Here is a 19,265-nt window from a genome sequence, read left to right on the forward strand (position 1 = left end):
CAAGAGCGACGCATCAAGGAAACCGACCGATGACGATGACCGACAGCCTCGCCGTGCCGCCCAACGAAATCGAGCTGACGGCCGTGCGCGCGCAGGGCGCGGGCGGTCAGAACGTCAACAAGGTATCGAGCGCGATCCACCTTCGTTTCGATATCCGCGCGTCGTCGTTGCCGGAGCACATCAAGACGCGTCTGCTCGCGCTCGCCGACCGGCGATTTTTGCGCAGGCGGTGAGAGAACCGACGCGGCGCGATTCCGGGCTTGCCGCGAGAATGCGCCGTCTGGCATGAATAACGCTATGTATGACGCTCATGAGCGACGCATCAAGGGAACCGACCGATGACGATGACCGACAGCCTCGCCGTGCCGCCCAACGAAATCGAGCTGACGGCCGTGCGCGCGCAGGGCGCGGGCGGTCAGAACGTCAACAAGGTATCGAGCGCGATCCATCTGCGCTTCGATATCCGCGCATCGTCGTTGCCGGAGCACATCAAGACGCGTCTGCTCGCGCTCGCCGACAGCCGCGTCACGCGCGACGGCGTGATCGTGATCAAGGCGCAGGAGTATCGGACGCAGGACATGAACCGCGCCGCGGCGCTCGCGCGGCTCGACGAGCTGATCCGCAGCGTCGCCGTCACGCAGCGCAAGCGCATCGCGACGAAGCCCACGCGCGGATCGCAGATGCGGCGTGTCGAAAGCAAGGTGAAGCGCGGCGCGATCAAGGCGGGACGCGGACCGGTGCGCGGGGAGTAAGCCGAAAGTCCAAGAATCAGCTTTGCTGCCATCTCGGCGGCACGTCCACGCGCGGGCAGAAGAAATACGACTTGAGCACGTTGCGTCCGATCACGCGCCCGAGTTCGGAGAACGCGCAGTAGTTGCCGATCATCAGGAAGAGAAGAATCTGAATCGCCCAGAACTGCGGCCAGTTGATATGCGCGATCAGCGCGTGCTGCGCCGCCGCCAGGCCGTGCGTTTCCTTCCAGAAATCGTAGAGGCGCTCGAGATAGTGCAGGATGCCGGCGATGACGGTGTAGATGAGCGTTTTCCACGCCGCGTTCCAGATCAGCGGATGATCCGGATAGCGATTGATGAACGGCAGCATGTTCGCGATCATCACCGATTTGCCGAGGATCAGCGAAGCGACGATGACCGAAGCGGACGTCGGCAGCGAGATGCCGGTGCCTTTCACCATCAACGTGCGAACGATGACGACGACATGCAGAAGAACGAAGAAGAAGAGCGTGGGCGGCACCATCTTCATCATTTCATGCTTCAGCTTGGCGAACGAAATGGCCATATCGACTCCCGGCGCAAAAAACGCGAAGGATGACGCGGCATTGCGCAACGTGCAACGCGCATCCAAACAATTTGACGGATGCGCGTGACGCGAGGGAAGAGCGGCTGGCCCCGTCGCAGGGAGTCTAGTTCACGGCGCGAATTTGCGCCGTCCGAAGAAGGGCACGCGCTTCACCGCGCCAGTGGCGAGCGCGGTGCCCGCGAGCACGATCGCGCAACCTGCCATCATCACCAGCGAGACGCGTTCGCCGAGAAAGAGCGCGCCCCACAAAATGCCGAAGAGCGGGATGACGAAGGTCACGGTCATCGCGCGCGCGGGGCCCGCGACCGCCACCAGATGAAAATAGATGAAGTACGCGATGCCCGTGCAGCCGATGCCGAGCGCGAGCACCGCGCCCCACGCATGCGCGGAAACCGGCGCGACGGGCCACGTGAGGAACGCGATCGGCGCGAGCGTCAGGGTCGCGCCGATCATGCTGCCGGCGGCGTTGGTCATCGCATCGACGTCCATCAGATACTTTTTCGCGAAGTTGCCCGCGACGCCGTAAAGCGCCGATGCAGCGAGCGCCGCCGCCGCCGCGAGCATGCCTTGCACGGGCAGCGCGGCATCGTGGCCCGCATGCTCCGGCGCGATCTGGTTCCACACCAGCACGAGCACGCCCGCAAAACCGATCGCCATGCCGATCGTGCGCGCGGTCGTCAGACGGTCGCGCAGCCACAGATACGCGACGAGCGCGCCGAACAGCGGCGTCGTCGCGTTGATGACGGAAGTCGCGCCGGCCGAAAGGGTCAGCTCGGCGTACGCGAACAGGCAGAACGGCGCCGCCGAATTGAGAATGCCGACGGCGAGCAGTTGCAGCCAGCGCGCGCGCAACGTCGCGGCGGTTGCGGCGAGTGGGCGGCGCGCGAGCAGCATGCCGATCAGAAAGATGGCGCCGATGCCGACCCGCAAGGCCATCAGCGGCGCGACGCCGAATTCGGCGACACCGACGCGAATGAAAAGAAACGACGCGCCCCACAGGGCGGCGAGGACGATCAGTTGCAACAGATTGGCGGGTGACATGGCGGGCGGACTTCGGTATGCGAATCGAAAGTCCGCGCATGTTAGCACCGCGCGCGTATCCGGAAGACGTTCGCGCAAAGAGAGCGCAAGAAGCGGGAGACACGTGCAGGCGCATTTGTTTCGACCTGCGCGTTATTCAACGGCGAGCGAGGCTGGTGCGAACGACCACTAAGCGAGCCGGTGGCTTAAAAAGTCACAATGGATGCTTGCGCCGTATCTTGGTTAAGAAAAGCATAAGATGAATGCTAGGAATCTTCTTCGCACAATATTTATTGTGATTTTCTTGTGAAAAGAATTCCAACGATTGATATTAAGAGTTTTCGGCCTTGCAAACCGATGCTTTGACAGATAAAGTTTCGCCCGATATTCGAGCTGACTCAGCGGCGGATTGCTTCAATAAACCAAACGTCGCTTCGAGAAGCTGCAGAACGAAATATGCCATCCCTGTCCAGCGCGAGTGCGCCGGCACCTGCCCTTGAAAGCCGCGTGGTTCTGGCGTCGTGAATCCAGAATCGAACGACCACGAACCGGCAATAGGCTCACGCGAACCTTCTTTGAAAAAAATATCCGACGTTTCTTCTGCTCGTTGATCGAGTGCTGCGTGCGGCTGTGTCGAATATCAAGGTTATGCATAAGAGGCGTGCATGAAGCACCACGCGCTGCACGATAATTCAACTCGAGCACATCTCGTCCGGCGCAAAGTCGCGTTTCTTCATTTTTCCAATCTTTGATCTCGATCGGACAATCGAATTCCGCAGAGATTAAATCATTGCGCCGTTTTATTTTATCGAAAGTAATTGAAAGCGGGCTGAAAAATTGGATTTCCCCGGCATCCTGCAACGATGCCGGCTGAGTTTGTTGTTGTTTTTTTGAAGAGGATCGCAGTGAACAAGATTTATCAAATCATTTGGAACAAGGCATTCGGAGCGTGGGTGCCGGCACCGGAAGGCTCAAAAGCGAAGAGGAAAGGAAGGTCCGTCGTACACGCCACAATGGCGGCACTTGCTTTGCTGATCGGCGCGCAAGCTCATGCCTACGTTGCGGGGTCGGGCGCGACCGTTACCGGTGCGACGCAAGGAATTGCAATCGGCGACCAGAGTTCCGCGGCCGGAGCCCCGTTGAACGTATTCCCAGTTTGGCCGCATCAACGTCCGAATGGGACGTCGAACTATACGGGGCCGGGCACCAGCATTGCCTTTGGATATCAGGCGTTCGCACAAAGCACCGCCTTTGGCGGCGCGATGGCATTCGGACAGGATGCCTACGCTTTAGGGCGGTCCTTGGCGTTCGGCCCCGGAGCCAGCGCGTTCTCCGATTGGGCATCGGCCTACGGCGCGCTTTCCTTCGCCAACAATAATGCAGTGGCGTTCGGAACCCATGCCTATGCGTCTGGCGACAGTGCTGTGTCGGTGGGCATGACGAGCGAGGCATCGGGATACGCGGCAACGGCAATGGGCCTGTCGAGTTCGTCTGCGGGCCGTGGCGCAACAGCGCTCGGCCTTTCGAGCTCCGCATCGGATGACGGCGGCGTGGCGCTCGGCGCCTTCAGCCATTCCCAGTCGGCCAACTCGCTCGCGCTGGGCTCATCGGCGAACGCTCTGGGCACCTATGCGGCAGCGGTCGGATACGGCGCGTCCGCCAGCAACATGGGCGATGTCGCGCTCGGTGCATCGACCAAGGCGGCGGGCGACGGCGCCCGATTCGCTACGGCTCTCGGTTCAGGTAGCGAGGCGTCGACGTCCGCCACGACCGCCGTAGGCGCGCTCGCCAAGGCGACTCAGGACAGCGGCACCGCCGTGGGTTACGGCGCGAACGCTTCGGAGGTGAACTCGACGGCCATCGGCAAGAACGCGACCGCTTCGACGCTCAATTCGGTTGCGCTGGGTGCGGATTCGAGCACCGGTGCGGTCGTGAGCACAGCGAGCGCGACTATTGGCGGCGAGACGTATTCGTTCGCCGGATCCAACGCGGCAGGTACCGTGAGCATCGGCAGCACGGGCCATGAACGCACGATCACCAATGTCGCAGCCGGTCGAGTGAGCGACGTATCGACCGATGCGGTGAACGGCTCACAGCTTTATGCAACGAACAGCGCCATCGGCAACCTGTCGGATCAGGTCACGAACATCGATCTGAAGGGCACGAAATACTTCCATGCGAACAGCACCGGAGCCGACTCTCAGGCCCTGGGTGCCGATTCGATCGCGATCGGCATGGGCGCCGTGGCGAACAGCGCGAACGACGTCGCACTGGGGACATCGGCGAACGCTCAGGGAGACTATGCGGCAGCGGTCGGGTACGGCGCGAACGCGTCGGAGGTGAACTCGACGGCCATCGGCAAGAACGCGACCGCTTCGACGATCAACTCGGTTGCGCTGGGTGCGGATTCGAGCACAGGCGCGGTGGTGAGCACAGCGGGCGCGACCGTCGGCGGCGAGACCTATTCGTTCGCGGGATCCAACGCGGCAGGCACGGTGAGCGTCGGCAGCACGGGCCATGAACGCACGATCACCAATGTGGCAGCCGGTCGAGTGAGCGACGTGTCGACCGATGCGGTGAACGGCTCGCAGCTCCATGCAACGAACAGCGCCATCGACAGCCTGTCGGATCAGGTCACGAACGTCGATCTGAAGGGCACGAAATACTTCCACGCGAATAGCACCGGGGTGGACTCACGAGCCCTGGGTGCCGATTCGGTCGCGATTGGCATGGGTGCAGTCGCGAACAGCGCGAACGACGTCGCACTGGGATCGGGTTCCATCACGACGGGATCGACGGGCGCAGCGGGCATGTCGGTCGCCGGCAACAACTACCAGTTCGCCGGCCCCACGTCGATCGGCACGGTGAGCGTGGGTGCTGCAGGTCAGGAGCGCACCATTACGAACGTCGCCGCAGGCCGTCTTGGCTTCGAATCGACCGACGCCGTGAACGGTTCGCAGCTCTGGGGGGCGGTGTATGCCATCCAGTCCGTGTCGAATGCGCTCGCGCAAACGAATCAGACGGTCGCGAATCTGTCGAACAAGGTCAATGGCCTGAAGGCGACGGGCCTTATGGCAACCCGCGCCGATGCCGCCACCGCCTCTTCGGGCACCACGGGGCTCCTCGGCAGTGCGCAAGCCCCGCTCACGAGCTTGCAGGCGACTGCAGGCGTGAACGATTCCGCGGTGGCGTACAACGTCAATGCCGACGGCACGCCGGACTACAACAACGTCACGCTCAATGGCGACGCCTACGACGCCAATACGAACCAGGGCGGCACGAAGATCACCAACGTGGCGGTAGGTTCGGCCCCGAGCGATGCGGTCAACTACGCACAATTCAATGACGCCATCACGCGCGTGACGAATATTGCGCAGAGCGGCGGCACACCGTTCTTCGCCGTGGACGGCAACCGCGACATCGAGCTTGCCGTTGCCAGCGGCGATCACGCGATGGCAAGCGGAGCGAATGCCCGGGCGACCGGCGCACAAGCGGTGGCAGTCGGGGCGAACTCGATCGCGAGCAGCTCGAATTCGATGGCGCTCGGTGCGAACACGATCGCCACCGGCGACAACGCCGTGGCGTTGGGCGCGGGCTCCATCGCGGACCAGGCGAACACGGTTTCCGTCGGCTCGTCGACGCAGCAGCGCCGCGTAACGAACGTTGCGCAAGGCACGTCCGACACCGATGCCGTCAACGTCGCGCAACTGAACCAGGCAGTCGCGCAATCGGACGCCAAGGTCAGTCAGGCAGTCCAGTCAGCGAACGCGTACACCGATCAGCAGTTCAGCAAGATGAGCGACAAGATGAACTCGCTGGGTGCGGCAGCGATGGCGGCAACGTCGCTGATCCCGAATGCGCGTGCGCAGGGCAACTTCCAGATGGCCGTCGCGGCCGGCACGTATGGCAATGCGTCGGCGCTTGCCATCGGCGCCAACTTCTGGGCTACCAACAATCTGCTCATGAACGTGCACCTCGCGCGTTCGACGGGCAGCGGCGCGAGCACCGGCGCATCGATCGGCGCGACCTACGGGTTCTGAGCGCTGATGAGCCCCATTCGTGGGGCTTGCCCACAACGATGAGGCGACGGAATTCGTCGCCGCTGGCCAGATCGTGGTTCGACAGTAATGTCGGACCACGATTTTTTTTTGCCGGCGCAAGCAGGCGTTTGCGGCTCCTGGCGATTCAATGCGGCGGAATCATCCACGTCAGCACGTTCTGCTGCAGCCACACGAGCACGCCGAGCAGGATCGTGAGAAAGATCGAATGCCAGAAAGTGCGCGCGAAGACGAGCCCCTCCTTGCCCTTGAGCTCGGTCGTGGCCACTCCGGTCGAGATGTTCTGCGGCGAAATCATCTTGCCCATCACGCCGCCTGACGAGTTGGTCGCCGCCATCAGCACTGGATTGAGATTGAGCTGGTTCGCCGCCACGACTTGCAGATTGCCGAAGAGCGCATTGCCCGAGGTATCGCTGCCGGAAAGGAACACCGCCACCCAGCCGAGGAACGCGGAGACGAGCGGGAAGAACGGCCCGACCGACGCGACGCCCAGGCCCAGCGTGTAGTTCATGCCCGAGTAGTTCATCAGATATGCGAGCCCGACGATCGTCGCCACGGTCAGAATGGCGATGCGCGTCTGCACCCACGTATCGGCGATCGCCGCGCCGTACTCGCGCGCGGGAAGCTTCACCATGAGCGCGGTGATGATCGACGCGACGAGGATCGCGGTGCCCGTCGCGAGCGGCTGGAAGTCCCAGATCGCGCCATAGGGCTGGTTGTAGAGCGTGATGTAGACCGCTTTGTCGAGACCGGGCCACGCGATCTTGACGTCGCCGATCAGGAAGATCTTCAGCACCGTCCACACGATCACGACCACCGACACGACGATCCAGGGTATCCAGCCCTGTCCGCCGGAGACCGGCGCGCGGGTATCGGCGAGGCGGTCGACATTCACTGCGAACTTTTCATCCGCGACGGGCTTCCACACGCGCAGGAACGCGATCGTCAGAATCAGCGAGACCAGCGACGAAAGCACATCGGTCAGCGCATAGCTGATGTAGTTCGACGTGACGAACTGCGTGAGCGCGAACGCGCCGCCCGACACCAGCAGCACGGGCCAGATGCGCGTCATGTTGCGAAAGCCCGCGTAGACGCCAATCACATAGAACGGCAGGAAGAACGCGAACAGCGGCAACTGGCGGCCGACCATTTTCGCGAGGGCGTCGGTGGGCAGGTGCGTGACCGCGCCGAGCACGGTGATCGGCACGCCGAGCGCGCCGAACGCGACGGGCGCCGTGTTGAAGATGAGCGTGAAGGTGAGCGCTTCGAGCGTCGGGAAACCGAGCAGGATCAGGAGCGAACTCGTGATGGCGATCGGCGTGCCGAAGCCCGAGATGCCTTCGAGTAGCGCGCCGAACGAGAAGCCGATCACGACGAGCACGATGCGCCGGTCGTTCGGCAGGTTATCGACCATCCACTGGCGAAAAGCCTCGAAGCGCCCCGAGCGCTGCGCGACGTTGTAGAGCAGGATCGCCGCGAAGACGATCCACATGACCGGCCACAGCGCGAACACCGCGCCGGCCGCGACCGAATCGAGCGCGAGCCCGACCGGGAAATGCCAGCCCGCCACCGCGATGACGAGCGCGAGGATCAGGCCCGCGAGCGACGCCTGCCACGCCGGGCGGCGCGCCCAGCCGAGCAGCACGAGCACCAGGAGGATCGGCAGCGCGGCGACGATGAAGGAAGCGAAGAGGGAATGCGCGATCGGAGTGAGAAGCTGATGGAACATCGGGTCTCCTTGCGGGTGTCATGAGCGGCAGCGGCGACGAGCCGATGCGCGCGATGCGCGTGGAGTTCGATGTTCTGCCGACGACGGCCGCCGGTTAAGCAAACGCATAACGCGCTCACTAAGAATAGGGCGCGAACGGCCTGCGTCAAGGCATGAATGCGCGTCCATTACGGCGCGGGCGTCGCGCGTGGACGTGAGGGAACGTACAGGACGCGCCGCGTGCGGGCGCGTCGTTGTCGCAAGCGGCGGGACGAATCAGCTCTCGGCGATCACGCCCGGCGTGTTGCTGTCGTCGTGGCCGACGGGAGGCGTCTGGCGAAACACCCACACGGTCAGCAGGCCGAGCGAGGCGAGCATCCACAGCACGAAAAACACAAAGGCCATCATGTCCGATCCCCCGATACGGAAATTGCGCGACGGGCAGTCGCGCTTGCGATGCAGTAATGGGGATCTATGTAGCCAAAAGCGTGCCAATCGTCTGGCGAAATCGGGCGATGCCTTGTCGGATAAGGAAAGTGTCCGCGCGCACAGAGGGGTTCATCGTACGAGTAATGCCGTTTTCAGCAGAAAATGTTGCAGCCATGTTACGCGACGCCGTGCAAAGCAGGCGTTTGTCTCATCTGATGTAACGTCGCGAAGCGCCGGTCAGTGGCCGTGGCCGCCTCCGCCGTGCCATCCGCCGCCTCCGCCCTGCCAGCTGCTGCCACCGCCGTGCCATCCGCCGCCGCCGTTGCCGCCGTGTCCGTGCCATCCGCCGCCATGCCAGCCACCGCCGTGCCAGCCGTGACCCCAGCAGCATCCGCCGCCGCCCCAGTAGCCGAAGCCGAAGGAGACCGCCGGATAACCATAGCCGTAGCCGTAATAGGCCGGATAAGCGGCATACGGCGGGTAGTAGGGGTATGGGTACGGATACGTCTGGTAGTAGTCGGTGTACGGTGACCCCACCGCGTATTCGTACTGCGGTGGAAGCGTTGCCGCAGCGGCGCCGGATGCGGCCTGCCCGGGCAACGCGAATTCGCGCTGCGTATAGGTTGCGCCGACCACGGGATAAGAGGGATAGGCCGGATACCCGTAGTAATAGCACCCGCTGAGAAGAAGCCCGGCAGCGAGCGCGATGGCGGCCGTTGCGGGTCCGGAAATACTGCGGGCGGGAATCATGATGCTGCTCCTTGCACTACGGCCCGCCGAACTGAACTGGAAAAGCAGGCCCGTTAAGAAGCAGCTTAGTCGAACGATCGCGCGCGGGCGTTCGATGTCATGTCACAAAGCGTTACCGGCGCGCGATTATGTAACAAACTTGAAACAACGGACGGATTGCGGCGAGGTGTCGGCCTCGCCGCTGCGAGAAAACTACTTGCCAACCTGATTGCCGATGACGCCGCCGACGGCCGCGCCGCCGAGCGTCGAAAGTGCGCTGCCCCCGATCACCGCGCCGCCGGCCGCGCCCACGCCGGCGCCGATGGCGGTATCCCGTTGACGCGTGGTCATGTCGCCGCAAGCCGTGAGTCCTCCCAGAAACGCAACGACCATTGCAGCGGCGCCGATCTGTCTGATGGTTTTCATGTCGACTCTCCATTCGATGATGAGATGAATCGGCTGCGGTTCGGCGCTCGCCAAAGGGCGCGCCATGTTTTCGCCGGTTCGCTCAATTCCGTAGCAGGGAAAATGCCCGATTCGTCCGATATACGTCCCAGCCATACCCGGCAAGGCTTTGCGCCCGATGAGCCCCAAAAAAACGGCCTGTCGCACGCACTGTGCGACAGGCCGTCGTCAGCTACCGGCAAGCATCAAGTCGGCTGATAGATTTCCGCGCCTTTCTTCACGAATTCGATCGCCTTCGTCTCCATGCCCTTCGCGAGCGCCTCGTTTTCGCTCACGCCTTGCTTCGCGGCGAAGTCGCGCACGTCCTGCGTGATCTTCATCGAGCAGAAGTGCGGGCCGCACATCGAGCAGAAATGCGCGACCTTGGCCGAATCCTTCGGCAGGGTTTCATCGTGGAATTCGCGCGCCTTGTCGGGATCGAGGCCGAGATTGAACTGGTCTTCCCAGCGGAACTCGAAGCGTGCCTTCGAGAGCGCGTTGTCCCGAACCTGTGCGCCCGGATGGCCCTTCGCCAGGTCCGCCGCGTGCGCCGCGAGCTTGTAGGTGATGATGCCTTCCTTCACGTCGTCCTTGTTCGGCAGGCCGAGGTGCTCCTTCGGCGTGACGTAGCAGAGCATCGCGGTGCCGAACCAGCCGATCATTGCTGCGCCGATGCCCGACGTGATGTGGTCGTATCCCGGCGCGATGTCCGTCGTGAGCGGCCCGAGCGTGTAGAACGGCGCCTCGTCGCACCATTCCAGTTGCAGGTCCATGTTCTCCTTGATGAGCTGCATCGGCACGTGGCCGGGGCCTTCGATCATCACCTGAACATCGTGCTTCCACGCGATCTGCGTCAGCTCGCCGAGCGTCTTCAGTTCGCCGAGCTGGGCTTCGTCGTTGGCGTCGTAGATGGAGCCGGGGCGCAGGCCGTCGCCGAGCGAGAACGAGACATCGTATTGCTTCATGATTTCGCAGATGTCTTCGAAGTGCTCGTAGATGAAGCTTTCCTTGTGATGCGCGAGGCACCACTTCGCCATGATCGAGCCGCCGCGCGACACGATGCCGGTCATGCGGTTGGCCGTCAATGGTACGTATTGCAGACGCACGCCCGCGTGGATCGTGAAGTAGTCGACGCCTTGCTCGGCCTGCTCGATGAGCGTGTCGCGGAAAATTTCCCACGTCAGGTCTTCGGCCTTGCCATTGACCTTTTCGAGCGCCTGATAGATCGGCACCGTGCCGATCGGCACCGGCGAATTGCGGATGATCCACTCGCGCGTTTCGTGGATGTGCTTGCCGGTGGAGAGATCCATCACCGTGTCGCCGCCCCAGCGGATCGCCCACGTCATCTTGTCGACTTCCTCGCCGATGGACGACGTGACCGCCGAATTGCCGATGTTCGCGTTGATCTTCACGAGGAAGTTGCGCCCGATGATCATCGGCTCGCTTTCCGGGTGATTGATGTTCGCCGGGATGATCGCGCGGCCGCGCGCCACTTCCTCGCGCACGAACTCGGGCGTGATTTCCTTGAGCGCGTCCTTGCCGAACGCCGCCGCGCCGAACGCCTGTCCGGCGTGCTGACGGCCCATCATCTTTGCCAGTTTCTCGCCGTTCGGGCCGCTGGTCCGCAAGCTTTCGAGGTATTCCGCGCGCCGCTGATTCTCGCGGATCGCGATGTACTCCATCTCCGGCGTGATGATGCCGGCGCGCGCGTAGTGCATCTGCGAGACGTTCTTGCCGTCGAGCGCGCGGCGCGGCTTGCGATGCAGGCCGGGAAAGCGCAGTTCGGCGGTCTTTGCATCGGCGGCGCGTTCGCGGCCGAATTCGCTCGACAGGCCGCCCAGTTCTTCCGTATCGCCGCGCTTTTCGATCCACGCGCCGCGCAGCGCGGCAAGGCCCGAGCGGATATCGATCTGCGCGTCCGGATCGGTGTACGGGCCGGACGTGTCGTACACGTAGACGGGCGGATTCTTTTCGGCGCCGAAGCCGTCGGGTGTATCGGATTGCGTGATTTCGCGCATCGGCACGCGGATATCGGGCGTCGATCCGGTCACGTAGACCTTGCGCGAATTCGGCAGCGGCGCGATGGCGGCGGCGTCGACGACGGCGTTCTCGGACAGGAACTTGGGGTTGGCATTCATGTGCTGTATCTCCTAAGGGACGAGGTTTTTTATGCACGAGCGAGGGCGAAGCTCGGCTGACTCAGGAGCTAAACAGGGAGGAACGAGATGGAAAGGTACGGGTTCGGAAGAAGTGGTGCGATGCTGCTGACCGTCGAACCCGAACGCTTCCCTGCGCTGGCATTATCCAGATCAGGTTCAAAGGGTATTTCTCACCCACGCCACACGAAGCGGTTCGGTCGATGAAGCCGGACGAAACCGCGATGTGCAACGCAGGACCCCCGCGTTAGCAGCCGCCACATTACACCGTGGCGTGGCGTGTTGGCAACCATCTTGAAATTGCGTCGTTCGTGGGTGGCGCTTACTGCATAATGTCGGGCGCCGCGGATCTTCGGGTTTTCCCCGATGCTCACGCGGTCCGTCCTCGCGCCTTCCGCCTCTATGTCCGCTCTTCCGCCGCCGCGTCTGCCGTTCAGCCTTCCCGACCGTTTTCCGTTTCGCCCGCCGCGTTCCTTCAAGGGGCAGGTTGCGCTCGCGCTTACCGTCGTCTATCTCGTGTGGGGATCGACGTATCTCGGGATTCATTTATCGCTCGAATCGTTTCCGCCGCTCATGCTCGGCGGGCTGCGCAATCTGTTCGCCGGGATCGGCTTATTCGTGATCGCCGTGCATCGCAAGGCGGTGTGGCCCAGTGCGCGGGAAGTGCGCAATGCGGCCATCGTCGGTACGCTGCTCGAAGGTTTGTCGAGCGGGATGATGGCCTACGGCATGCGCACCGTCGGCACCGGAACGGCCGCGGTGATGGTGGCCACCGTGCCGCTTTTCGCGACGATCTTCGCCGCGCTCGCGGGGCGTGGCGTTGCCAAAGGGGAGTGGTTCGCGGTGGCGTTGGGGCTGATGGGCATCGTTTTGCTGAATCACGGCGATCCGTCGCCGAGTTCCACGTTCGGCACGCTCGCCATTCTGTGCGCCGCGATCTTCTGGGCGGGCGGCGCGCATATCGCGACGCGATTGCCGCAGCCTTCCGATCTGTTGATGTCGACTGCGTTGCAAATCGGGCTGGGTGGATTGATCGCGACGGGCATCGCGTTGTTGTCGGGCGAGCGGCTGACGCATGTTTCGCCCGGAGCGGGGTTCGCGTTTCTCTATCTCGTGGTGGTCGGTTCGATGGCCGCTTATGTGGCCTACAACTTCCTCATCCGCAATACGAGCACGATTGTCGCGACGAGTTGCTTGTATGTGAATCCGGTCGTCGCGGTAATGCTCGGCGCGGCGCTGCTCGGTGAAGTCATCACGCAATGGACAGTCATCGCGACGGTCGTCATTCTGCTTTCCGTCGGGCTTTCGTTTTGGTTTGATTATCGAAGGCGCGGGCTGGCTTAGAGAGTGGGATGCCGAAGAGGCAGATAATGCCGTAGGGCGAGCAGTCTCTTACCTTGCAAACACAGCCATACTTCTCGCGCGTTTTTCTGGTCCATTAATCATCGACGCGCGGGGAAGACGCCTTCGCACGAAGTCGTCGCGCAGGATGGCCGAGCATCTTTGGAAGCCGCCGGCGCCATTAGATCTCTCTTGGACCATAACGCTCTCGGCGGTTCGAGGTCGTCGCGTTAGCTCGCACAACTCAATGCATATGCCAATATTAGGTTGATCGGCTGCGCCGACGATCATCTTCCGCTTTTGCTCAGCAGGTCAGCCGTCGTATCGAAGCCGCAAACGTGCGCCGGGTTCCTCTCTCCGCGCGAACGCCTGAAAAATAAGCAGATTCGAAAAATTTCAAGCGGTAATAAATACCTGTTTATCGTCATACTATACTTAGTAATCGACGTAGCAAGGTTCCGAGCGGCCTTGTTGGAGTAGAAGCCGACCAAACGGTGGCATGGCCGCGTATATCGGTTAAATTTAAGCAAAATCAAACTAACATTTAGGATGACAAAATAAGAAGAAAAATATTCTAAGACCTATCGTTAATCCGACAACCTAAATCAAATTTTCATCTATCTCTCGAGATGCTAACTAGCTTCGATTTATCGATGAAGCACCCCCGAGGGAATGAGAAATAAGTTCTCGCGCAAGCGGAAGATACTGCGTCAGGCGAACTTGGCTGGGAGCCGAACGCAGCGTAGGACCTGCAGCAGGTCGATTATTATTAGGAAAACAAGAAATGAAAATTCATCAAGTTCGATTCAAGCCGGTCGTACTGGCTGTCTTGACCAGTATGGCAGTTCTGTCGACTACCGGCGCATCGGCGGGGACGATCACTGGGTGGAACAACACGGTTGGGCCAGATGTAACGCGCGACGGTACGAATATCTATGGTGATAATAATTATACGGAGTCTAATGGGGTGATGATTGGAGACCGTCAGTCCAACACTATTCCTAATGGTTATGGGGATGCGGTTCTTATTGGAAATAATGTGGCAGCGTCCGAAGGTAACTCGCCTGACGGCGTTTATTGGACCGGTCCAGTTGCGATCGGAAATGATGTATCCGCTGGACTGAGCTCTGTTGCCGTCGGCACGGCTTCGTCGGCCAAAGCCGGTGCCGTTGCACTCGGTTTAAGCGCGGATGCTTCCGATAATGCCATCGCCGTGGGTCTGGACTCGGCCGCTTCCGATCATGCCATTTCCATGGGTACTGGTAGTCACGCCAGCGGCACTGGGTCAGTCGCAATCGGCAACAGGGCGCCAGCGGGGGGAGAAGGCTCGATCGTAATCGGCAGTAACAGTACCGACGACGGCCAGAGCTATGTGTTCAGCGTCGGCAGTGGGGACCAACAGCGCCGCGTGATCAACGTCGCGGACGGCATCGACGACACCGACGCCGTCAACATGCGCCAATTGAACGCGCTGAGCGAGCAGATCGCACAAAACGTCCTCGGGAGTACCTACCTTCAATCGACCGTGCACGCTGCCGTGCCCGCCGCCTCCGGCTCGCTCTTCGCGGCAGACGGCGCGACCGGCGAAGTCGCTACGGCGACCGGCGCACACGCCGTTGCCATGGGCGCCAATGCGCAAGCCACTGCTGACAACTCCGTCGCTCTCGGCGCGAACTCGGTCGCGGATCGCGCGAACTCGGTGTCGGTTGGCGCGGCGGGCGGCGAGCGTCAGATCACGAACGTTGCGGCCGGCACGCAAGGCACGGATGCGGTGAACCTCAATCAGCTGAACGGCGCCGTGTCGCAAGCGAATGGGTACACCGATCAGGCCATCGCCGGTGCGAAGAACGATATGAAGCACTACAGCGACCGCGCAGCAGCGGCTACGCTCGCGATGCCGAGCATCCCGGTGCTCAACAACGGTGAGAAATGGGTCGGTGCGGCAGTTGGTAACTACGGCAGCTCGACTGCAGTTGGCGTTGCTGCAGCCTATCAGGCGACGGCGAACCTGAATGTGGGCCTGGGTGCTTCCTCTTCGAACGGCGGTTCGGTTGCGCTGAAGGCGCAGGCGGGTTATCGCTGGTAAGCGAGTGTCGCGGAGGAAGGACAGAACAGCGGCCGTCCTCCGCGGCCATCTGGATGTACGGTTCAAGCCGAAGCGATCGCTTATGTCTGCCCGTTCATTGGTCGCGTTCTTTCACGCGCAAGCTCCTTCCGTGATAGCTCTCCCGATCGGATCGCGCTGTTCCGCGCCAGAGAAGCGTTTCAATTCACCTCTCCCGCTGTATATCTAGACGCGGATTGGCCCTCGGCACTAGATCCCCTCACACCGGTTTCGAACGATTCCTCTAACGAATCGCAAAGCCTTGCCACACAAGGCTCCGCAACGCGCGCACCGCTTCATCGCATCTTTCAGGGGCACAGCCATTGCTGTTGGCAGGCACCCGCATCCGTCGCGCGATACGCATCGATCGATCGGGCAAGGAAGGAAAACAGACCAGGTCGGCGAACGATAAACGGACGCAGGGCAAGCAAAGTCCTGCGACGTATGAACGTCCAGACCCGGCCACCAAGGTGTCGATCAATAACGATCAAAAGCAAAGGAAGGTGAAACCATGAAGCTTATCCGCACCGCTGCCGCGCTCGCTGTCGTCGCTTCTCTGCTCTCCGCTTGCGGCGGAAGCTCCGACGACGTGGGCAAGGAAATCGGCGTCACGCCACCGGAAGTCCATTTCATCCACGCGATCCCGAGCGGCCCGAACGTCGATTTCTACGACAACGGCAAGATCCTCCAGCCGAATCTCGCCTACAAGACGGTGACCAACTTCGCGAACATCGACACGGGCCAGCACAACTTCTCCTACGCCGCCGTCAACACGACGACCCAGCTCGCCACAGACACGAGCATCAGCAACGCCGCGAAGGGCCACGAATACACGGTGATCGCGCTGCCGGATGCGGGCTTCGTGCCGTCGATCGCGGTGATCGACGATCCCTTCGACAAGGGACTCCTCTCGAGCAGCGCGCGGGTGCGCGCGTTCAATGCATCGACGAACGCGCCGAACCTCGACATCTATCTCGTCGCGCCGGGCACGAACATCTCGAGCGTCAGCCCGACGATGGCGGGCGTCGCGTACAAGAACGCCGTGCCCGCCTCGACGCAGGATTCCCTCTACGTCTCCGGCGGCACGTATCAGCTCATCGCGACGCTGCCGGGCTCGAAGACGCCGGTCTACACATCGGCATCGTTCAATCTCGGCAATAACGCGGACTGGCTCGTGACGACGCTGCCTTCGGGGAACGCGGCCAGTCAGCTCGTGCCGGAAAAGATCCGCGTGCTGGTCGCGCAGGGCGGCAACACGCAGCAGCCGGCGCTCGAATTGCCCGACACGCAATGATGTAAAGCGTCTGGAAGAAGCGAAGCCCGGCCGTATGCATCGGCCGGGTTTTTTTGCGCCTTCAGGAAGACCGGACGTGCAAAAAAAACCCGCCACACGAAGCGACGGGAGAGAGGGAACCACATCAACGCTACGGCACGCCCGGGCGGGCGCGCCGGCTGTTACTTGTGCTGTTCAGCGGAGTTCGAAATGGCCTGGCCGCCCTTCGAAATGTCCTGGCCCGCGCCCGATACGGTGTTGCAGCCCACGAGAGCCGCCGTGCCTGCGATCAGCAGCAGAGCGATGAGTCGAGTCATGTTGTATTCCCCTTTGAGTTGAAATGCGTGACAGGAATCGGTTCGCGCATCGTTTCGAGTGACGGACGTTTTCTGTCGCCCGGCCTACCGGTGTAATCAATATTAGAAAAGCGCGCGGTCGCAGGCTGTAGGCACGCCTGCGATTTTCCTGTCGGCGGCGTCCGCATTTCATGTCGGCATCGTCCTACGCCGCCGGAATAACGACGCTCGCATCGTCGCTGCGCTCGCGTGGCATCGACACGCTGATCGCCGTGCCGTGCGGCGTCACGCGCTCGATCTCGAAGCGTCCGCCGCGCGCCGATACGCGCTGGCGCATCCCGACGAGCCCATGTGTCTGCGTGCGCTTCAAATCCTGCGGCCGGATGCCGATGCCGTCGTCGGTGATGGAAAGCGACACGTTCTCGTCATCGACATCGAGCGCCACGCGAATCTGGCTGGCGCGCGCGTATTTCGCCGCGTTCGTGAGCGTCTCCTGCGCGACGCGAAAGAGCGCGATCTCGATCGCCTCGCCGAGCTTCACGTCCTCGCCGGGCAAATCGGATTCGATGCTCCAGCCGTTGCGCTGCGCGGCTTCATCGACGAGCGAGCGCAGCGCAGTCACGAGGCCGAAGTTGGCGAGCACGGTCGGACGCATGTCCTCGATGATCCGGCGCTTCAGCGCAATGCCCTGATCCAGATTGCCGAGGGCGCGCGCGAGTTTTTCGGCCATCGCCGGCTCGGTGTCCTTCAGCTTGCCTCGCACCCACGCGACATCCATCTTGCTCGCGGTGAGAATCGAGCCGAGCTCGTCATGCAGTTCGCGCGCAAGCTCCGTCTTCTCGTTTTCGCTGACGGACTGCAAGTGCCACGCGAGCGCTTCAAGTTGCCGCGTGCGCTCGAACACCAGCCGATCGAGCTCTTCCTGCTGCGTGATGAGCGCCTTCTGCACGCGCGCCTGCTTGTCGAGCTGGATGCCGAGATTGCGAAAGAGCAGCAGGAACAGGACGATGTTGAGCGCGCACAACGCGGCGACGCACAGCGTCGAGATGCGCTGATCGGCGCGGCTCGCATCGAGCGCGTGTTGCGCGCGTTGCTCTTCATTCAGACGCAGCAGCGACAGCGCGGCGTCGAGCGTCGCGCTCGTGTCGGGCGGCGGCAGCGCGAGCGCGCGTTCGCGTGCGGCGGCATCGGCGGCGGCGTCTTTCGATGGATCGGCGAGCGCGAGACGCACCGTGCCGCGCGCGATTTCATCGTCGGCGGCGGCGCGGATCTGCGCGAAGCTCGCAAGTGCGGTGTCGTCGCCGATACGCCGGTAGTACGCGTCGAGCGAGGCAAGCGTACGCCGCACACGTCCTGACGTTTCCCGAAAGTGCGTCTGATACGCGCCGTCCGGCTTCAACGCGAAGCCGCGCTCGTCGGCGGTGAGCGTGGCGATATCGGCGGCGAGCGTCGAGAGCTGCGCGGTCGCGCCTTTGGCGTCGAGCGCCGTTTCATATTCCGATGCGATCCGCATGCGCCCCGATTCCAGGATGACGAGGCCGCCCACGGTGATGACGATCGCGACGGTCATCGCGACCGCCCAGCTGTAGCGGCGCATCCAGTCGTTCAGGCGCGATGCGTGATGCGCGATGCCGGCCGGCGCGGGCGCGGCGCGCTCGGCGGGCTCAACGCGCTCAGCGGGTGATTCACCGGGCAGCATCGTCGGTACGTGGCTCATGGTGTGTCGGGATCGGCGGTTCACGTCAGAAGCCGATTTGAAAGCGAGTGTCGGTGGATTCCCACAGCAAAAAAGGAGCCTGCCCGAATGCGGGGCGCAAATCGCATCGCTACGATGGATGCGTCATCCATTCTTACGGGGAACGATCATGCTCAAGTGGGCACTGTTTTTCGCGATCGTGGCGGGAATCGCCGGCGTGCTGGGCTTCACGGGCGTCGCTGCCGGCGCCGCGGCCATCGCCAAGTTCTTGTTCGTGCTGTTCCTGATTCTCTGCGTCGTGTTTCTGGTGCTCGGCTTCGTGGTCACGAAGAAAGCCATCGATTAGCGCCGGTCCGTGAGCGTCATCGGACCAATTCCATTTACTCGTTCATGAAGGAGGTCACATGCTTCACTACGCTGCTGTGTTCTTCGTCATCGCCCTTATCGCGGCTGTGTTCGGTTTCACCGGCATCGCGGCGGGCGCGGCGGAAATCGCGAAAATCCTTTTCTTCATTTTTCTCGTCGTGTTCGTGGTCACGTTGCTGCTCGGCGTGTTCCGAACGTGACGCCGTGAACCGAAAGAAACACGAGCCGTCAGGCCGCGCGCGGGTTTCAGGACCGTCGCGCGGTTCTTCGACGGATCAGGCATGGTGCATGCATCGCAGTTTCCGATTGGATAGCAGGGCGCTATAGA

At 62.2% G+C, this 19,265-nt stretch carries 17 protein-coding genes, 2 pseudogenes and 1 riboswitch; of the genes and pseudogenes, 9 read left to right on the forward strand and 10 right to left on the reverse strand.

The window, feature by feature from the left end:
- Nucleotides 1–29: 29 nt before the first annotated feature.
- Nucleotides 30–224: pseudogene (locus tag AWB74_RS24485) on the forward strand (aminoacyl-tRNA hydrolase); the annotation flags it as partial.
- Between the two features lie 114 nt (nucleotides 225–338).
- Nucleotides 339–752 (forward strand): alternative ribosome rescue aminoacyl-tRNA hydrolase ArfB, encoded by a 414-nt coding sequence (arfB, locus tag AWB74_RS24490; protein ID WP_087039176.1) that lies wholly within the window; start codon nucleotides 339–341, stop codon nucleotides 750–752.
- Between the two features lie 16 nt (nucleotides 753–768).
- Here arfB and AWB74_RS24495 read toward each other — a convergent pair whose 3' ends face one another.
- The 3 genes from AWB74_RS24495 to AWB74_RS45755 form a co-directional block, all read right to left on the reverse strand.
- On the reverse strand, nucleotides 769–1,296 hold the full coding sequence (locus tag AWB74_RS24495; RefSeq protein WP_061149333.1) for a hypothetical protein: 528 nt from the start codon (nucleotides 1,294–1,296) through the stop codon (nucleotides 769–771).
- A 129-nt stretch (nucleotides 1,297–1,425) separates the two neighbouring features.
- Nucleotides 1,426–2,358: a DMT family transporter gene (locus AWB74_RS24500; RefSeq protein ID WP_061149297.1), complete on the reverse strand. Its 933-nt coding sequence runs from the start codon at nucleotides 2,356–2,358 to the stop codon at nucleotides 1,426–1,428.
- Nucleotides 2,359–2,751: 393 nt separating this feature from the next.
- A complete protein-coding gene (locus tag AWB74_RS45755; RefSeq protein WP_143749306.1) occupies nucleotides 2,752–3,198 on the reverse strand; it encodes a hypothetical protein in 447 nt (148 codons plus the stop codon).
- A 2-nt stretch (nucleotides 3,199–3,200) separates the two neighbouring features.
- Here AWB74_RS45755 and AWB74_RS48660 point away from each other — a divergent pair.
- Both AWB74_RS48660 and AWB74_RS24505 read left to right on the forward strand, forming a co-directional pair.
- Nucleotides 3,201–3,365: pseudogene (locus AWB74_RS48660) on the forward strand (ESPR domain-containing protein); the annotation flags it as partial.
- A 234-nt stretch (nucleotides 3,366–3,599) separates the two neighbouring features.
- Nucleotides 3,600–6,377 (forward strand): YadA-like family protein, encoded by a 2,778-nt coding sequence (locus AWB74_RS24505; protein ID WP_235024670.1) that lies wholly within the window; start codon nucleotides 3,600–3,602, stop codon nucleotides 6,375–6,377.
- 145 nt (nucleotides 6,378–6,522) lie between these two features.
- Here AWB74_RS24505 and AWB74_RS24510 read toward each other — a convergent pair whose 3' ends face one another.
- The 5 genes from AWB74_RS24510 to thiC all read right to left on the reverse strand — a co-directional run bounded on the left by AWB74_RS24510 (nucleotide 6,523) and on the right by thiC (nucleotide 11,843).
- Nucleotides 6,523–8,124 carry an L-lactate permease gene (locus AWB74_RS24510; RefSeq protein WP_061149299.1) on the reverse strand — a complete coding sequence of 534 codons (1,602 nt, stop codon included), beginning with the start codon at nucleotides 8,122–8,124 and terminating at the stop codon, nucleotides 6,523–6,525.
- 255 nt (nucleotides 8,125–8,379) lie between these two features.
- Nucleotides 8,380–8,511, reverse strand: coding sequence for a hypothetical protein (locus tag AWB74_RS48215; RefSeq protein ID WP_268811202.1), 132 nt, complete (start codon nucleotides 8,509–8,511; stop codon nucleotides 8,380–8,382).
- Nucleotides 8,512–8,769: 258 nt separating this feature from the next.
- Nucleotides 8,770–9,282: a hypothetical protein gene (locus tag AWB74_RS24515; RefSeq protein ID WP_061149300.1), complete on the reverse strand. Its 513-nt coding sequence runs from the start codon at nucleotides 9,280–9,282 to the stop codon at nucleotides 8,770–8,772.
- A 192-nt stretch (nucleotides 9,283–9,474) separates the two neighbouring features.
- Nucleotides 9,475–9,687, reverse strand: a complete 213-nt coding sequence (locus AWB74_RS24520; protein ID WP_061149334.1) for a glycine zipper 2TM domain-containing protein — start codon at nucleotides 9,685–9,687, stop codon at nucleotides 9,475–9,477.
- 224 nt (nucleotides 9,688–9,911) lie between these two features.
- On the reverse strand, nucleotides 9,912–11,843 hold the full coding sequence (thiC, locus tag AWB74_RS24525; RefSeq protein WP_061149301.1) for a phosphomethylpyrimidine synthase ThiC: 1,932 nt from the start codon (nucleotides 11,841–11,843) through the stop codon (nucleotides 9,912–9,914).
- A 130-nt stretch (nucleotides 11,844–11,973) separates the two neighbouring features.
- A riboswitch (TPP riboswitch) is annotated at nucleotides 11,974–12,115 on the reverse strand.
- 148 nt (nucleotides 12,116–12,263) lie between these two features.
- Here thiC and AWB74_RS24530 point away from each other — a divergent pair.
- The 3 genes from AWB74_RS24530 to AWB74_RS24540 all read left to right on the forward strand — a co-directional run bounded on the left by AWB74_RS24530 (nucleotide 12,264) and on the right by AWB74_RS24540 (nucleotide 16,600).
- Nucleotides 12,264–13,205 (forward strand): EamA family transporter, encoded by a 942-nt coding sequence (locus AWB74_RS24530; RefSeq protein ID WP_061149335.1) that lies wholly within the window; start codon nucleotides 12,264–12,266, stop codon nucleotides 13,203–13,205.
- 781 nt (nucleotides 13,206–13,986) lie between these two features.
- Entirely contained in the window at nucleotides 13,987–15,288 is a 1,302-nt protein-coding gene (locus AWB74_RS24535; RefSeq protein ID WP_087039178.1) for a YadA family autotransporter adhesin, read from the forward strand.
- 529 nt (nucleotides 15,289–15,817) lie between these two features.
- Complete coding sequence (locus AWB74_RS24540; protein WP_061149303.1) at nucleotides 15,818–16,600, forward strand: DUF4397 domain-containing protein; 783 nt, start codon at nucleotides 15,818–15,820, stop codon at nucleotides 16,598–16,600.
- A 161-nt stretch (nucleotides 16,601–16,761) separates the two neighbouring features.
- On the opposite strand, the gene AWB74_RS24545 is transcribed toward AWB74_RS24540, so the two are convergent.
- Both AWB74_RS24545 and AWB74_RS24550 read right to left on the reverse strand, forming a co-directional pair.
- Nucleotides 16,762–16,896, reverse strand: a complete 135-nt coding sequence (locus AWB74_RS24545) for an entericidin A/B family lipoprotein (RefSeq protein WP_061149304.1) — start codon at nucleotides 16,894–16,896, stop codon at nucleotides 16,762–16,764.
- A 184-nt stretch (nucleotides 16,897–17,080) separates the two neighbouring features.
- A complete protein-coding gene (locus AWB74_RS24550; RefSeq protein WP_061149305.1) occupies nucleotides 17,081–18,592 on the reverse strand; it encodes a sensor histidine kinase in 1,512 nt (503 codons plus the stop codon).
- 148 nt (nucleotides 18,593–18,740) lie between these two features.
- Here AWB74_RS24550 and AWB74_RS24555 point away from each other — a divergent pair, with 148 nt between their 5' ends.
- Both AWB74_RS24555 and AWB74_RS24560 read left to right on the forward strand, forming a co-directional pair.
- Nucleotides 18,741–18,917, forward strand: a complete 177-nt coding sequence (locus tag AWB74_RS24555) for a DUF1328 domain-containing protein (RefSeq protein ID WP_087039179.1) — start codon at nucleotides 18,741–18,743, stop codon at nucleotides 18,915–18,917.
- 58 nt (nucleotides 18,918–18,975) lie between these two features.
- Nucleotides 18,976–19,137: a DUF1328 family protein gene (locus AWB74_RS24560; RefSeq protein WP_008350559.1), complete on the forward strand. Its 162-nt coding sequence runs from the start codon at nucleotides 18,976–18,978 to the stop codon at nucleotides 19,135–19,137.
- Nucleotides 19,138–19,265: the final 128 nt, after the last annotated feature.

Source organism: Caballeronia arvi (assembly GCF_001544695.2).
In the GTDB taxonomy this organism is placed as follows: Bacteria; Pseudomonadota; Gammaproteobacteria; order Burkholderiales; family Burkholderiaceae; genus Caballeronia; species Caballeronia arvi.

What these genes read in the sequence shown, in the direction of transcription:
- arfB (WP_087039176.1), top strand. Translation starts at nt 339, where the DNA reads ATGACGATGACCGACAGCCTCGCCGTGCCGCCCAACGAAATCGAGCTG.
- AWB74_RS24535 (WP_087039178.1), top strand. Translation starts at nt 13,987, where the DNA reads ATGAAAATTCATCAAGTTCGATTCAAGCCGGTCGTACTGGCTGTCTTG.
- AWB74_RS24545 (WP_061149304.1), bottom strand. Translation starts at nt 16,896, where the DNA reads ATGACTCGACTCATCGCTCTGCTGCTGATCGCAGGCACGGCGGCTCTC.
- AWB74_RS24530 (WP_061149335.1), top strand. Translation starts at nt 12,264, where the DNA reads ATGTCCGCTCTTCCGCCGCCGCGTCTGCCGTTCAGCCTTCCCGACCGT.
- AWB74_RS24505 (WP_235024670.1), top strand. Translation starts at nt 3,600, where the DNA reads ATGGCATTCGGACAGGATGCCTACGCTTTAGGGCGGTCCTTGGCGTTC.
- AWB74_RS24495 (WP_061149333.1), bottom strand. Translation starts at nt 1,296, where the DNA reads ATGGCCATTTCGTTCGCCAAGCTGAAGCATGAAATGATGAAGATGGTG.
- AWB74_RS24550 (WP_061149305.1), bottom strand. Translation starts at nt 18,592, where the DNA reads ATGAGCCACGTACCGACGATGCTGCCCGGTGAATCACCCGCTGAGCGC.
- AWB74_RS24540 (WP_061149303.1), top strand. Translation starts at nt 15,818, where the DNA reads ATGAAGCTTATCCGCACCGCTGCCGCGCTCGCTGTCGTCGCTTCTCTG.
- AWB74_RS48215 (WP_268811202.1), bottom strand. Translation starts at nt 8,511, where the DNA reads ATGATGGCCTTTGTGTTTTTCGTGCTGTGGATGCTCGCCTCGCTCGGC.
- AWB74_RS24510 (WP_061149299.1), bottom strand. Translation starts at nt 8,124, where the DNA reads ATGTTCCATCAGCTTCTCACTCCGATCGCGCATTCCCTCTTCGCTTCC.
- AWB74_RS24560 (WP_008350559.1), top strand. Translation starts at nt 18,976, where the DNA reads ATGCTTCACTACGCTGCTGTGTTCTTCGTCATCGCCCTTATCGCGGCT.
- AWB74_RS24500 (WP_061149297.1), bottom strand. Translation starts at nt 2,358, where the DNA reads ATGTCACCCGCCAATCTGTTGCAACTGATCGTCCTCGCCGCCCTGTGG.
- AWB74_RS24520 (WP_061149334.1), bottom strand. Translation starts at nt 9,687, where the DNA reads ATGAAAACCATCAGACAGATCGGCGCCGCTGCAATGGTCGTTGCGTTT.
- AWB74_RS24555 (WP_087039179.1), top strand. Translation starts at nt 18,741, where the DNA reads ATGCTCAAGTGGGCACTGTTTTTCGCGATCGTGGCGGGAATCGCCGGC.
- AWB74_RS24515 (WP_061149300.1), bottom strand. Translation starts at nt 9,282, where the DNA reads ATGATTCCCGCCCGCAGTATTTCCGGACCCGCAACGGCCGCCATCGCG.
- thiC (WP_061149301.1), bottom strand. Translation starts at nt 11,843, where the DNA reads ATGAATGCCAACCCCAAGTTCCTGTCCGAGAACGCCGTCGTCGACGCC.